The organism is Dermacoccus sp. MPR-E5 (assembly GCF_058809565.1).
In genome coordinates, this window is sequence record NZ_JBXASS010000012.1 from 58,738 (window position 1) to 72,814 (window position 14,077).

Annotated in this window: 13 protein-coding genes; 7 read left to right on the top strand and 6 right to left on the bottom strand. The window is 65.7% G+C overall.

Annotated features, from left to right (window positions below):
• Positions 1–2 precede the first annotated feature (2 nt).
• From wecB (AC1RS9_RS10570) to wecC, 5 genes are read left to right on the top strand one after another with little or no spacing between them, the layout of a single operon-like run.
• Positions 3–1,148 (top strand): non-hydrolyzing UDP-N-acetylglucosamine 2-epimerase, encoded by a 1,146-nt coding sequence (gene wecB, locus AC1RS9_RS10570; protein ID WP_492921383.1) that lies wholly within the window; start codon positions 3–5, stop codon positions 1,146–1,148.
• A gap of 44 nt (positions 1,149–1,192) precedes the next feature.
• On the top strand, positions 1,193–1,705 hold the full coding sequence (locus AC1RS9_RS10575) for an acyltransferase (protein ID WP_492921385.1): 513 nt from the start codon (positions 1,193–1,195) through the stop codon (positions 1,703–1,705).
• Positions 1,702–4,695 carry a hypothetical protein gene (locus AC1RS9_RS10580; protein WP_492921387.1) on the top strand — a complete coding sequence of 998 codons (2,994 nt, stop codon included), beginning with the start codon at positions 1,702–1,704 and terminating at the stop codon, positions 4,693–4,695. The genes AC1RS9_RS10575 and AC1RS9_RS10580 overlap by 4 nt, the downstream gene beginning before the upstream one ends.
• The gene (locus AC1RS9_RS10585; RefSeq protein ID WP_492921389.1) at positions 4,664–5,689 is read left to right on the top strand and encodes a glycosyltransferase; all 1,026 of its coding nucleotides are present in this window, start codon (positions 4,664–4,666) and stop codon (positions 5,687–5,689) included. The genes AC1RS9_RS10580 and AC1RS9_RS10585 overlap by 32 nt, the downstream gene beginning before the upstream one ends.
• Positions 5,686–6,918, top strand: coding sequence for a UDP-N-acetyl-D-mannosamine dehydrogenase (gene wecC / locus AC1RS9_RS10590; protein ID WP_492921391.1), 1,233 nt, complete (start codon positions 5,686–5,688; stop codon positions 6,916–6,918). Before AC1RS9_RS10585 ends, wecC begins: the two co-directional genes overlap by 4 nt.
• Positions 6,919–6,926: 8 nt before the next feature.
• Here the strand turns inward: wecC and wecB (AC1RS9_RS10595) are convergent, their stop codons facing one another.
• Positions 6,927–8,057, bottom strand: coding sequence for a non-hydrolyzing UDP-N-acetylglucosamine 2-epimerase (gene wecB / locus AC1RS9_RS10595; RefSeq protein ID WP_492921457.1), 1,131 nt, complete (start codon positions 8,055–8,057; stop codon positions 6,927–6,929).
• Between the two features lie 199 nt (positions 8,058–8,256).
• Here wecB (AC1RS9_RS10595) and AC1RS9_RS10600 point away from each other — a divergent pair, with 199 nt between their 5' ends.
• Together AC1RS9_RS10600 and AC1RS9_RS10605 are read left to right on the top strand one after the other, a co-directional pair.
• The gene (locus tag AC1RS9_RS10600; protein ID WP_492921393.1) at positions 8,257–8,508 is read left to right on the top strand and encodes a hypothetical protein; all 252 of its coding nucleotides are present in this window, start codon (positions 8,257–8,259) and stop codon (positions 8,506–8,508) included.
• Positions 8,505–9,170 (top strand): DUF4276 family protein, encoded by a 666-nt coding sequence (locus AC1RS9_RS10605; RefSeq protein ID WP_492921395.1) that lies wholly within the window; start codon positions 8,505–8,507, stop codon positions 9,168–9,170. The genes AC1RS9_RS10600 and AC1RS9_RS10605 overlap by 4 nt, the downstream gene beginning before the upstream one ends.
• A gap of 65 nt (positions 9,171–9,235) precedes the next feature.
• Here the strand turns inward: AC1RS9_RS10605 and AC1RS9_RS10610 are convergent, their stop codons facing one another.
• From AC1RS9_RS10610 to AC1RS9_RS10630, 5 genes are all read right to left on the bottom strand, one after another.
• Positions 9,236–9,985, bottom strand: coding sequence for an arsenate reductase/protein-tyrosine-phosphatase family protein (locus AC1RS9_RS10610; RefSeq protein ID WP_492921397.1), 750 nt, complete (start codon positions 9,983–9,985; stop codon positions 9,236–9,238).
• Positions 9,978–10,784, bottom strand: a complete 807-nt coding sequence (locus tag AC1RS9_RS10615; RefSeq protein ID WP_492921399.1) for an HAD-IIA family hydrolase — start codon at positions 10,782–10,784, stop codon at positions 9,978–9,980. The genes AC1RS9_RS10610 and AC1RS9_RS10615 overlap by 8 nt, the downstream gene beginning before the upstream one ends.
• 30 nt (positions 10,785–10,814) lie before the next feature.
• Positions 10,815–11,639 carry an arsenate reductase/protein-tyrosine-phosphatase family protein gene (locus tag AC1RS9_RS10620; RefSeq protein WP_492921401.1) on the bottom strand — a complete coding sequence of 275 codons (825 nt, stop codon included), beginning with the start codon at positions 11,637–11,639 and terminating at the stop codon, positions 10,815–10,817.
• 1 nt (position 11,640) lies between these two features.
• Complete coding sequence (locus tag AC1RS9_RS10625) at positions 11,641–12,450, bottom strand: exodeoxyribonuclease III (RefSeq protein WP_492921403.1); 810 nt, start codon at positions 12,448–12,450, stop codon at positions 11,641–11,643.
• A 113-nt stretch (positions 12,451–12,563) separates the two neighbouring features.
• A complete protein-coding gene (locus tag AC1RS9_RS10630; protein WP_492921405.1) occupies positions 12,564–13,907 on the bottom strand; it encodes a UDP-glucose dehydrogenase family protein in 1,344 nt (447 codons plus the stop codon).
• Positions 13,908–14,077: the final 170 nt, after the last annotated feature.

Here is a 14,077-nt window from a genome sequence, read left to right on the forward strand (position 1 = left end):
CGATGAAGGTCATGACCATCGTCGGCACGCGCCCGGAGATCATTCGGCTCGCGCGCGTGATGAACCAGCTGGACAACACCCCGGGCGTCGAGCACGTCATCGTGCACACGGGGCAGAACTACGACTACGAGCTGAACGGCGTCTTCTTCGACGACCTGGGCGTGCGCAAGCCCGATCACTTCCTCGCCGTCGACACCTCGAGCCTCGGGGCGGTGCTCGGTGGCACGCTCATGAAGAGCGAGGAGGTGATGCGCGCCGAGCAGCCCGATGCCGTGCTCGTGCTCGGCGACACGAACTCGTGCATCGCGGCCGTCATGGCCAAGCGCCTGCGGATCCCGACGTATCACATGGAGGCGGGCAACCGCTGCTTCGACGAGAACGTGCCGGAGGAGACGAACCGACGCCTCGTCGATCACGTCGCCGACTTCAACCTCGTCTACACCGAGCATGCGCGCCGCAACCTGCTCGCCGAGGGCCTGCACCCGCGCCGCATCATCAAGACGGGCTCCCCCATCCGTGAGGTCGTCGAGGCGTACACCGAGCAGATCAAGGCCTCCGACATCCTCGCGCAGCGCGGGCTCGAGGAGGGCAAGTACTTCCTCGTCAGCGCCCACCGCGAGGAGAACGTGGACAACCCTGAGCGCCTGCGCGCCCTGCTCGACGGGTTGATCGCCGTCCACGACGCCTTCGACATGCCCGTGTTCGTCTCGACGCACCCGCGCACGCGCAAACGTCTCGAGGCGCTGCCGGGGTGGGCGGAACCGGAGGGCATCACGTTCAGCGAGCCGCTGGGCTTCCACGACTACAACAAGCTGCAGCTCTCGGCCGCGTGCGTGCTGTCGGACTCGGGCACGATCGCCGAGGAGAGCTCACTCATGGGCTTCCCCGCCGTCACGCTGCGCGACTCGATCGAACGCCCCGAGGCGCTCGACACGGGCGCCATCATCATGACCGGCCTGCACGCCGACGACATGGTGACGGCCGTGCGCGTCGCCATGGAATCGGGCTACCAGCGCGCCGGCGTCAGCGACATCACACCGGAGGACTACCTCATCGACAACTGCAGCCAGCGAGCGGTGAACTTCATCCTCTCCACGGCACACCGTCACCACCAGTGGGCGGGGATTCGAACCGGAGAATCGCGATGACCGACAAAGACAAAGACCTGAAATCCTTTCTCACCCGATTGCGCGTGGCACGCCTCCTCGCAGCGTCGACCAACGACATCCCCGTGTGGCGCACCGTGCGCCGCAAGGGCCTAGAGCGTCTCCTCGACGCACCGGGTCTTCGCATGTCGAGTAACGTCCGCCTCGACCGCTCCCACCCGGAGCTCGGCGGCCGGCTAGTCCTCGGCCGAGATGTCGAGATCGGACCGCGCTGCATCCTCGACATCTCGGGTGGTATCACCATCGAGGACGGGGTCACCGTCTCAGAGGACTCTCTGCTACTCAGTCATGACCATAATTTTCAGGACGCCGACACCCATTGGCGTGTCCAGGGGAAGGTGGCCCGCCCGCTAGTGATCGGGCACGGGGCGTGGATCGGCGCCCGGAGCACCGTGCTCGGCGCGACGCAGTCGATCGGCGAGGGTGCCGTCGTGGGCGCTTGCTCGCTCGTGACGAAACCGATCGAGCGCATGGCGCTCGCCATGGGTGCACCCGCGACCGTCCGTCGTTACCGCACGAGCGCACGAGAGCAGCAGTGAATCTGAGCGCACGGTCCTCGGCCGTCCGCGCGGGCATGGCCTACGGAGCGGCGGTCGGTGGTCTGTTTTTGGCCGAGTTGCTTCTAAGCCGTTCTCAAAGCGCAGCGACCTTCGGTGAGTATCAAATTGTCAGGCAGCTTGTTCCCCTCGTGGTGGCCCTTGCACTCATGGGTATTGATCAAGCGCTCATGCGGCGGACCATCGAAACGGGCGACGATGGACTGTTCCGCCCATACGTGCTTCGGTCCTTGGTTGCCGCCGCCGTCCTCGGAGCCGCCAGCGCTGCCGTGATCGCGGTGATGTATCACGTTTCGCTAGTCACGACCGTAGCTGCTGCATTGGCGCCGCTTTTCGTCGTGGCGAGCGAGCTGTCCGCGGCCCTTCTGCGCGCCCGCGGTTCGTATGTGGCCTCCGCTGCCCTGCAGCAAGGGTACCGGCTCCTCACCGCGTTCTTGCTCGTCGTCGCCGTGCTGCGGGGCCCCGTGTCGACAACAGTGGCTAACGGAATCCTGCTCGCCTCCGCCCTCGTCTGTGGTCTCGTCGCGTTACCTGTGATCGCCCGCACGCCAGACACCGGTGCGCGCCGACAGCGCGAACTGCACCGAATCGGCGTAGGTTTCGGTGTCTCCATGCTCACTTTCGCAGGGTTGGACTGGGCCGACCAGGCTTTTCTGTCCTATAGGTTCGACACCCTGGCCGCAGGCGGAGCTTACGCGGCCAACAAACTCGTAACCGTATACCCCGCCATCACGCTGGCCTCGGTACTGGGCTTCGTAGCACTTCCGGAACTGGTCCGGCGAGCGTCCTCCCTGACGAGTGATCTGTTCTTCCGCATGCTGGCCGCTGCGGGGGTGCTTTCCCTAGCGTTCGCCGTTGTCCTTGGATCGCTTTTGCACTGGTCAGGCACCGCTTTCATACAAGTGCAACCGAGTCTCCTATCGGTATATCTCCTGGCCCTCACCGGGGCCACCCGACTGGCCTATGTCGTACCCAGTGCGGTTCTAGGATCGGTTGGAACGAGCCGGGCCATCCTCAAAGCTGCGTTCGTGGGCTTGCTGGCCATTCCGCTCCTAGCCACGCTTCTGTTCACGCTCCCCATCGAGGATCCGGTCCTTCTCGGCTCGATTGCCATCTTCAGCGCTACCTGTTTCCGCTTTGCGGTCGCGGTCTGGTTTGCGGCGAGATCGGTGAGCCGCGCGACTGGCGTTGCTCAGCACGTTGACGACGAAACCACCACGAGTAAGGCGCTTTCCCCCAACGAGGAGTTGTATCCCCTCCGTACTGTCAGGACCGTGCCACAACGGCTCGTGCGGACCCAAGCGAGCCCCATGCCCGCGCGTTCACGACGTCGCCGGGGGACAACGCAGGGCGCTCCCAGCAGCTCCGCCTTCACGCGCACCCTCTCGGCATCCATCCTTTCCATAGTCAGCATCGCAGTCCTGGTAATGACGACGCCCGCGGAGGCGACGGAGACACCCGACTCGACATCATGGATCCTCTGTGCGCTTGCCATTCCGTGGGTGTTTCTTGCGATGCGCCTCTTGGCTGGGCGCTCGCCAGAAAGCTTCTGGTTGAGTCCGACGGGAATGGCCTTGGCGTTTCTATGGTCCTCCGTCCTCGTCGTGCCCGTGCTGTGGCGCATCGGGCTGGCAACACCCTGGGATGACTTCAATGCTGAGCCCGACGACGTCATCTGGATCGCTGTCGCACTACTCACGGTCATGACCGCGGCTAGTGCCATAGCACTTGGCGCGCGTCGACCGGCAAGGGTCACTTTTCAAGCCCCGTCCCGTTCGGCGTTGACGGCACCCCTCCTGGTCGCGTTCTCGGCCGGCGTTGTGGCCTTGGGGGTTCTGTACCTGGCCGTTGGCGGCTTCGGCGCGCTCTTGTCATCGCTAAGCACACGGCGAGACGCACTCGCTGGGCTCGGTCTTCTCAACGCCGTGGCCGCCGTGCCGGGTGTCGCCGCCCTCTTCACCATGATGTGCGCCCGGGTAACGCCTTTTCAAAAGATCCTGGCGCTCGCTTGTGCCTTACAGTTCATCCTGTATTTGTTTGTCAGTGGATCTCGATTTCCCCTCATCGCGTTCCTCCTAGCCATTCTTGTCGCCCGGGCACATCACCGGCGTATCTCGCTCGCGTCCTTCGGCCTCCTCGGCACCCTCGCCGTTCCCTTTAGCGTGTGGTACGCGGTAGCTATCCGCCAAACGAGCAAAGGCGCGACGGGGAGCTCTGTATTCGGGGGTGAAGGAATGCGCGGGTTCTTGAAGTCCCTGATGGATCCGTTTGTTTTCGGCGGCTTGGATGTGCTGCGCACGCTCGGTGCCGTGATCGCTCACGGAGAGCCGATGATCGCAAATGGATTTCTCCAGTTTCTGGGTGGCCCGTTCACCCTCGTCCCGCGTTTCATCTGGCCCGGAAAACCGGACGGTCTCTCCATTTCCTTCTCCCAAGAGTATTTCCCCGTGAGATGGGCCGACGGCACGGGTGTTCCCCCCTCTATCCTTGCGGAGGGCCCATATCTTTTCGGCAAGTTGGGCGCCGTTCCCTACCTCGCAGTTACCGCACTCCTGCTCGGATGGGCCGGTAAGCATGTGTGGCAATCGACCTCGGCGTTCGCGCGACTCGCCGGGATCATGCTCACAACTGACACAATCGTGCTCGTCAAATCCGGAAGCGACTCGTTCCTGCGCATGCTCACGCTTCATGCCCTCGCTTGCGCCTTCTTCGCCCTCGTCGCGCGTTTCGCAGGGTTCGTTGGCATCACAAAACCCATGGAGAACCATGATGAAGACCCTATTGATCGACCTACTGCCCTACGAACACTCGACACGGACGAGGAAGCTCGGCGAACGTCTTACCGCCGCCGGCGTCGCGTGCGAGGCGATCACGCTGTCGCAGGTGGGGCGCGTGGGCATCGCAGGGAGCGAGGGCGACGCGGTCGTGGACGGAGTCACGGTGCGCAAGATCGCGACCCCCGCGCCCGCTGAGGGCGCCTCGACGCGAACGGCGATCATCAACTTAGCGAGGACATATCCCAAGGCCGTGGCCACGCTCGCCTGGCGAGCGATCCGCACACCGGCCGAAGCCATCGTCGTGGGGCACATGTCCCTCTTCTGGATCGGGCTCGCCCACCAGAAGCGCTATGGTTCCAAGATCCTCCTTAATGGGCGCGAGCGCCCTGGAGGGATTAATACCAAGGGCTCGCTGGGCACAGCGTTCTCCCGCGTAGAGCCGGCCGTACTGAAGCGGCTGGCAGGCGCCGAGGATCTTGCCGTCGTGGCGGTGTGCGACGGCCATGCCGACGACTTCCGTGCCCTAGGCGTTCAGACATTCGTGGCGCGTAACGCCCCGGCTGCAGAGTTTCGCAGCGACTTCGTGCCGACCCCCGACGAGGACGTGGTCCGCGTCGCGTGCGTAGGCAGCCTCTACGAGGGACGCGCGATCGAGCTTCTCATCAAGGCAACCGACGCAGCGCGGTCGACCGGCGCTCGGGTGGTTCTGGAGATCACCGGCCGCGGAGGCGCCGAGTACGTGACCGCGCTGAAGAATCTGGCGGCCTCTTGCCGCCATCCCGAAGCTATCGTCTTCCACGAGCCCTGCGCTCCGGATGAGGTTCCGGCGGCCTACCACCGCGTGCACGTCGGCACAGCGCTGTACGAAGCCGTCGATGAGGCCAATGACTCCCTATCGAACAAGATCTTCGAGTCCGTCGTGAGCGGCCGGCCGGTTCTCGCCGGTGACCTTCCCGAGAACCGCCGGTTCGTCTCGGAACACGGGCTTGGGTGGTTGACCGACGTGACGCAGGAGGGCCTGACCAACGCCCTCCTCGACATCTATGCGCGACGCGATGAACTGCCAGAGCTCGCTCGGGCGGTTCACGAAGTGTCCCGCGCCTTCTCATGGGAAACGGAATCCGCGCCTGTCGTGGCGTGGATCACGGGTTCCGCTCACCTCACCGACGACGAAACGGAAACGCAGTGAAGATCAGTGTTATTGGCCTTGGCTACATCGGCTTGCCCACGAGTGCCGCTTTGGCCTCTCGAGGCACCCGCGTGCTTGGCGTCGACCTAAATACTCACTTCGTCGACGAGATCAACGCGGGCCGCGTTCCGATCGTCGAGCCAGATCTCGACGCCGCGGTCGAGAAGGCCGTAGCGGACGGAATGCTCACCGCCTCCACCCATGTCGAGGCGGCCGACGCGTTCCTTATCGCCGTGCCCACCCCTTTCAAGGGTGAGCACGAACCCGACCTGTCGTACATCGAGTCGGCGGTTTCCTCCATCGCACCCGTGCTCCAGCCCGGCAACATCGTGATCCTCGAGTCCACGAGCCCGGCCGGCACGACCCGGAAGATCGCTGAGTGGCTCGCGCAGGCGCGCCCGGACCTCACGTTCCCTCACGACCACGAGTCGCCGGACGTGTTCGTCGCGCACTGCCCCGAGCGCGTACTGCCCGGCCGCATCATGATCGAGATGGTCAGCAACGACCGCGTTGTCGGTGGTATCTCGTCTCATTGCGCCCAGAAGGCCGCCGAGATCTACCGGATCTTTTGCCAGGGGGAGATCCTCTTGACAGACGCGACCTCTGCGGAGATGGCCAAGCTCACCGAGAACGCCTTCCGCGACGTGAACATTGCCTTTGCCAATGAGCTGGCGGAAATCTGCCGCCACATCGGAGTCGATGTGTGGGAGGTCATCCGCCTCGCGAACCGCCACCCTCGTGTGAACATCCTCAACCCCGGCCCTGGCGTGGGCGGCCACTGCATCGCGGTCGACCCATGGTTCATCGTGGATGCTGCACCTGACCAGGCAAACCTCATTCGCACTGCCCGCGAGACGAACGACGCACGTCCAGACACCGTGGTCGCCGACGTGGCGCGCATCGCGCCCTCCGGCGCTGTCATCGCGTGCCTCGGGCTCGCATTCAAGGCGAACATCGACGACCTGCGCGAGAGCCCGGCTGTCACCGTTGTTTCACGTCTGAGCAAGGCTGACCCGACGTGGCAGCTTCTTGCGGTGGAGCCACACGTCGAGCAGCTACCTGCGTCCCTCGAGTCGTTGGAGAACGTTCGACTCGAGAGCCTCGACGCTGCCCTCGGATCAGCCGACGCGGTAGTCCTGCTCGTCGATCACGACCAGTTCAAGGCGATCGACAAAGACCACATCCGCCAGATTCCCCATGTCGACACACGGGGAATCTGGCGAGAGTAATCAGGTAATCAGGGAGTGAACTCGGCCACCCTCCGACCCACCCCGAGAAGCTCCGCCATGGCGGCCACGCAGCGTTCCGCTGCGTGGCCGTCGCCGTAGGGGTTCACGGCCGTAGCCATCGAATCGTAGGCCGCGGTGTTGTCAAGGAGCAGTTGGACCTCGGTATGGATCCGTGCACGGTCCGTGCCCACCAAACGCACAGTCCCGGCCTCCACAGCCTCCGGGCGTTCCGTCGTGTCACGCATGACGAGAACGGGCTTGCCCAGAGATGGAGCTTCCTCCTGCACCCCGCCGGAATCGGTGAGCACGATGTCGGCTGCCGCGAGCACGTGCGCGAACTGGTGGTAGCTCAGCGGCTCGGTGAGAACCACGTTCTTGGCCGCCGAGAGGATGGGTTCGATCGCCGTTCGCACGACCGGATTCTTGTGCATAGGGAGAAGCACTAGCAGATCTGGGTTCCCGGTTGCCAGGTCCGCGACGGCAGACATTGCGGCAGTCATCCGGTTCCCCCATGACTCGCGGCGGTGCGCGGTCACGAGCAAGATCCGTCGCCCGCTGTTCAACGCGTCCGCCACCTGCGGATCGGTGAAGTCTGTGTCGATGCCGGTCGTGGTCTTGAGCGCGTCGATGACCGTGTTACCCGTCACCACGATGTCCTCTGCAGCGATACCCTCACGCTGGAGGTTGGCGCGAGAAGTAGATGTCGGAGCCAAGTGCAGCGCCGCGAGTGGAGCGACCAGCCGACGATTCGCTTCTTCGGGGAATGGAGAACTCATGTTTCCGGTACGCAACCCGGCTTCCAGGTGTACCACGGGAACACGATGATAGAACGCCGCGAGGGCCCCCGCGAGCGCACTTGTCGTGTCGCCTTGCACGACCACGGCGTCCGGCTTCTCCTCGGCGATGCACTTGGCGACCGCCTCGAGGGTACGTGAGGTGATTTGTTCGAGACTCGCGCCGTGAGCCATGAGGTTCATGTCCACGTTGGGCCTGATCCCGAAGAGACTGTTGACCTGGTCCAGCATTTCGCGATGTTGCCCAGTTACCGCGACAATCGGATCAAACCGCTGATCCTCGCGAAGGGCCAGAACCAATGGGGCCATCTTGATCGCTTCGGGTCTTGTGCCGTAGACGGTCATGATCTTGTGAGTCACGTATTTCTCCTCCGTGTGGGGCCCGCCACATCGTACTTTGTGAAAAGCGTACCTGCGCAGCCCAGAACGCCCTCACCCGGGACAGATTTGGGCCTCAGCACACCGAGGGCGCCTGCCGAACCGTCCCGCCACGATCGTCCTCGACGAGCCCGAACTAGGGTCGCACCCGTTCGCCATTCACCTCTTGAGCGAACTTCTGCGGGCTGCAGCACGCGACAGCCACCGCGTCATCCTCGCAACCCAGTCCACGGATCTGCTCGGTGAGTTCGACCTCGAGGACATCGCAGTCGTCGAACGCCGCGACGGGTCGACCCACGTCTCCAGACCCGACCGCGGGCAACTCGACGGCTCCCTCCACACCCACTCCGTACCCGAGATGTGGGAGATGAACCTCCTCGGCGGGCGCCCGACGGCCGACAACGTCAGCGCGTCATGAAATACATCGCGCTGGTGGTGGAAGGGCAGACGGAGGAAGCCTTCGTCACGCAGATCCTCAATCCATATCTCTCGCGGCACGACATGTTCGCGATCCCCACGATCGCCAAGACCAAATCGACGCCGACAGGCAGCCACAAGGGCGGCGCGCCCTGGCACAAGTATGTGCCCCTGGCCTGCGCCCTGGCCGCGCAGCCCGACAAGGCTGCGGTGGGCATCCTCATGGACTTCTACGGGGTTCCCCGTGACACACCCGGCTTCGACGCTGAACGCTCCGGCGCGGAATACCGCGAGGTTCTCCTGGGCCGTATGCGCGAGAAAGTGAACTCCTACCGCGTTCAGCCGCACCTCATCATGCACGAGTTCGAGACGCTGGTCTTCGCCGCCATCGACGCGGGCGCGCGGTCCAGCCTGACCGATGCCGAACTCGGCGCGCTGCGAGACGTCATCCGCAATTTTGGTGGGGACATCGAAGCCATCAACGGAAGCATTGCAACGAGCCCGTCGCACCGTCTCACCGCGGCATGCCGGACCTACGTGAAGACCGCGACCGGCATCAGCTTGCTCGATGAGGTGCCGTTCGACGACATCCTGGAGCGCTGCCCGACCTTCGCCCAATGGCTGTCAGAAATCGTGGCGGCAGCACACAACCACGCGACCTGAGTGCCCTGAGCACACCAACGGTGGAGGATGCGCGTGAACGCGGCATCCCCATGACTCGTGATGCGTCACACCGACGGGCTGAGCACCCTGGAGATCGTCGCCATCGGGCCGTCGAGCTGCGCCTGCATCTGGCGGAACACCGCGTCACCACGCATGTATGGGTCGACGACGTCCGCCGCGTCGTCCTGACGTGCCGGCACCTGAGCACGCCGAGCACCCGCTGCGGCGACGAGCTGCGCGACGACGTTGTCGCCCGGCGCGCGGGCCACGTCAGCGGGCGTGAGCCCGTCGCACAGATCCGCGAAGTCGAGGACGGCGAACACCCTGCGCAGCGCGAACGGCGCCACCTGCACGACGAGACGACGATGCTCACGCGTCGCCGTCAGCACGAGATCGGCCCCGGCCACCATCTCCTGGGTGATCTGATGCGCCGCATAGTTCGACGTGTCGACGCCCCGCGCCTCCAGCAACCGCGCACTGCCCGGCTCGATCGGTTGCCCCACGAGCGCACCCGTGCCCGCACTGCTGACACGCACCCCGATCGGCGCCAACTCATACGCCAACACACGCTCCATGTACGGGGAACGACAGATGTTGCCCGTGCAGACTGTCAGGATGCTCGGCTCACGCGGCGCCTGCTGCGCCCCCGATGCCGGCTGCGTGCGGCGCGCGGGCCGCAGCGTCGCGCCTCCGGCGTTGGCGTCGCCCCACCAGGAATCGGGCTCCGCGGTCGGCGAGTCGCCTGGCCGCTGCGCCGTGCTGCTCGGGGCCGGCGGCGTGTCGCGTTCGTCGGCCCAGGGGTCGAAGTCACTCATGGTCGTGCGGCGCCAGCTCGTGGACGAGCGGCACGACGTCGGCGATCGAGTCGCAGATGCGCGTCGGTACGAATGGGTAGCGGTCGACCTGGTCGGGCTTCGTCGACCCGGTCAACACGAGGATGCTGCGCAACCCCGCCTCGAGGCCGCTGCGCACGTCCGTGTCGAGACGATCACCGATCATCACCGTCGACTCCGAGTGCGCGTCGATGCGGTTGAGCGCGCTGCGCATCATGAGCGGATTCGGCTTGCCGACGTAGTACGGCTTGACGCCCGTCGCCGCCGTGATGAGCGCCGCGATCGACCCCGTCGCCGGCAACGGCCCCTCCGTGCTCGGGCCCGTGACGTCCGGGTTCGTCGCGATGAACCGCGCGCCACCCTCGATGAGACGGATCGCGCGCGTGATCGCCGTGAACGAATACGTGCGCGTCTCCCCCAGCACGACGTAGTCGGGCTCGCGCTCCGTCATCGTGTAGCCGACGTTGTAGAGCGCCGTCGTCAGCCCCGCCTCACCGACGACGTACGCGCTGCCACCGGCGCGCTGATCGGCGAGGAACTGCGCCGTCGCGAGCGCCGACGTCCAGATCGCCTCCTCCGGCACGTCGATGCCCGACGCGAGCAACCGCGCGCGCAGATCGCGCGGCGTGTAGATCGAGTTGTTCGTCAGGACGAGGAAGCGACGCCCCGTCTCCTGCAACGCCTGCAAGAACTCCGCAGCCCCCGGAATGGCGCGTTCCTCGTGCACGAGAACGCCATCCATGTCCGTCAGCCAACACTCCACTGCATGGTGGTTGCTCATCCGCTCATCCTCACTGTCGTGCCGAATCGTTCAACCCATGATGCGACGAACGGCCGCCGCCACCGTCGCGAGCGCCGGATCGGCCTGCGTCGCCATCCTCGCAAAGACCTCTGGGCCCTGACGGAACGGGTCGAGAATCTCCGCCTCGACATCGGATCGAGTGCTGTGACGCTCGACGCTGCCCGCCGTCGAATTGGCGACGAACTCGCGCAGCCCGTCGACGCCCTTGGTTCGGGGTAGGGGCGCCTCGGCGCAGACGTCGGCGAAGTCGAGCAACGCGAAGATGCGCGACGCCGCCGTCGGCGCCTCTTCGACGAGGACGCGCCGATGCTCGCGCGACGCCGTCAGCACGAGGTCCGCCTCACGCACGAGTGCGGGCGTCACCTGACGCGGACGATAGCGCGCACCGTCGAGGCCGCGCTCGCGCAGGAGGGCCTGCGATCCCGACGACATTCGGTCGATGAGCAACGCACCCGTTCCCGCGCCCTCGACGCGCACCGGCAGGCGAGCCAGGTCGGCGGCCAGCACCCGCTCGAAATACGGTGAGCGACAGACGTTTCCCGTGCACACGACGAGGATGGTAAAGGTCTCGCGATCATCCCCGGTGGCCAGGCTGTCGACCTCATGGCCCGCCTGCTGAGGGCGAACCGGCGCCGGCCCGGCATCGAGGCTGAGCGAAACGTCCGGGCGGACTCGCGCTGCCTCACGCTCGCGCTTCGCGGTCTGCACCTGCGCGAGCCGTCGCTGATCGGCGCGCGTGCGGAACGTGCCCCACTGCCCGGGCGTGACGGGCTCGACGGCCTCCTCAGCCTGAGCCGGTTTGCCCGACGGCGCGGCGTCGCGCGGTTCTCTCACGTCACTCCCCCGTCGTCTGGAGCGCGGCGAGGTCGTAGTCGACGACGACCGCCGCGTGGTCGCTCCACCGCTGATCGTAGGCTGCGGCGCGCCCGATCCACGGTTCGCGGGCGACAGCGGCGAGCGCCGGGCTCGCGAACTGGTAGTCGATGCGCCATCCGGAGTCGTTGTCGAACGCCTTTCCCCGCCACGACCACCACGAGTACGGGCCCGGCACGTCGCCGTGACTGGCGCGCACGACGTCGACCCAGCCGTTCTGGGTGAGCCGCGTCAGGTACGCCTGCTCGTCCTCGAGAAACCCGGCCTTGCCACGGTTTCCCTTCCAGTTCTTGAGGTCGTTCGCCGTGTGCGCGACGTTGAAATCGCCCATGACGAGCGCCGGACGATCGACGAGCTGCGCCATCCGCGCCTCGAGCGCGTCGAGGAAGGCGTACTTCGCAGTCTGCTTGTCGGTGCCCGCCTCGCCGGTATGCACGTAGACGCTCGCGATCGTGACGGCGCGACCGCCGACGACGACGTCAGCCTCCACCCAGCGGCCGATCTCGTCGAAGCCGTCGATGACGCTGCTCGACGACGCGAGCGCATGCTTCGTCAGGATGGCGACGCCCTCACGGCCCGCAGCGGCCGACTCGGCGTGCGCGAGTTCGTACTCGGCGAGAGCCGAACCGTCGAGTGCGGTCGCGAACTGCTTCGCCGACGCGCGCACCTCCTGCATGGCGACGACGTCCGGCTCCTGCTGCGCCAACCACTCCAGACCCCCGCGACGCCGCGCTGCCCTGATGCCGTTGACGTTCGCCGTGATCACTCGCATGGGCTCATCGTTTCAAGGCCGCATGATCGTGTCGAACCCACCGACCACAACCGCGCCCAGCCCGAAACCCTGCGTCCAAGTGCACCCGCGTGCATCTGGACGCGGGGAAGAGGTCAGCTCGCGGGGGTGATCGTCGGGCGGCCGAGGGCGTGGACGGTGAAACCCGCCTCAGCCCACCGCTGCCGATCCAACGCATTCCGCCCATCGATGAGCACACGACCCGCGACCTGCTCAGCAACATCGGCCGGGTCGAGATCGCGGTACACCTGCCACTCCGTCAACAACACGACCACCCGCGCCCCCACCAACGCCTCATCAACCGTGTCGACATAACCCGGCCCCGGACGCTGAGCCCGCGCCACAGCCAGTGCCTCCGGATCATGCACCCGCACATCCACACCCAACGCCACCAGACGCTCAGCCACGTCCAACGCCGGACTATCCCGAATATCGTCCGAATTCGGCTTGAACGCCGCCCCCAACACCGCCACCGGCGCCCCCACGACGTCCTCACCCAGCACGTCACGCACGAGCTCCACCACCCGCGAACGACGACGCACGTTCGTCGCATCCACCGTCCGCAAGAACTCCACCGACTCCGCCAGGCCGAGCTCCTCACCACGTGCCATGAACGCACGAATGTCCTTCGGTAAGCACCCCCCACCGAACCCGACACCCGCACCCAAGAACTTGCGGCCGATGCGCTCGTCATGCCCGATCGCATCCGCGAGCGCGACGACATCACCGCCGCTCGCCTCACACACCTCAGCCATCGCATTGATGAACGAGATCTTCGTCGCGAGGAACGCATTCGCGCTCACCTTGACCAACTCAGCCGTCGCGAAATTCGTCACCAACCGCGGCGTACCCGCCGCCAACGCCCGCGCATACACCTCATCCAGACGCGCGACATTCGCCTCCGCGAACTCCCCCTCCACGCCGTACACGAACCGATCCGGCGTCAACGTGTCCTTCACCGCGAATCCCTCACGCAAGAACTCCGGATTCCAGATCAGACGCGCATCCACCCCCTCACACACGCCGGCCTGCAGCACCTCCAGCACGCGCGGCACCGTCCCCACCGGCACCGTCGACTTACCCACAGCCACTGACCCCGCCTTCATGTGCGGCGCCAACGACGCGAACGCACCGAACACATAATCCGTGTTCGCCGCATACTCCCCCGGCTTCTGCGGCGTCCCCACACACACGAAATGCACATCAGCATCCGCCACATCAGCCATGTCCGTCGACCACCGCAACCGACCCGACGCCTGCGCACTCACCAACAACTCCGGCAACCCCGGCTCGAAGATCGGACTACGCCCCGCCGCCAACGCCTCGATCTTCAACACATCCGTGTCGACACCCACCACGTCATGACCCAACTCAGCCATGCACGCCGCATGCACCGCGCCCAGATAGCCCGTGCCGATGACCGAGATCTTCAAACCCATGCCGCAGATTCTAGGGTGCCGCCCCTGCTGCGACGCTCATTTGCCGCGCGCGGCACCCGTCACCGCGGCGTTGTTCGTCGCGCGTTCACCGGAGTCGCGCTCACGCACTCGTCGGTGCGCTTCGGCATCTCGGGTACGACGGCTGACGGCGCCGGCCGCCGTCGACGATG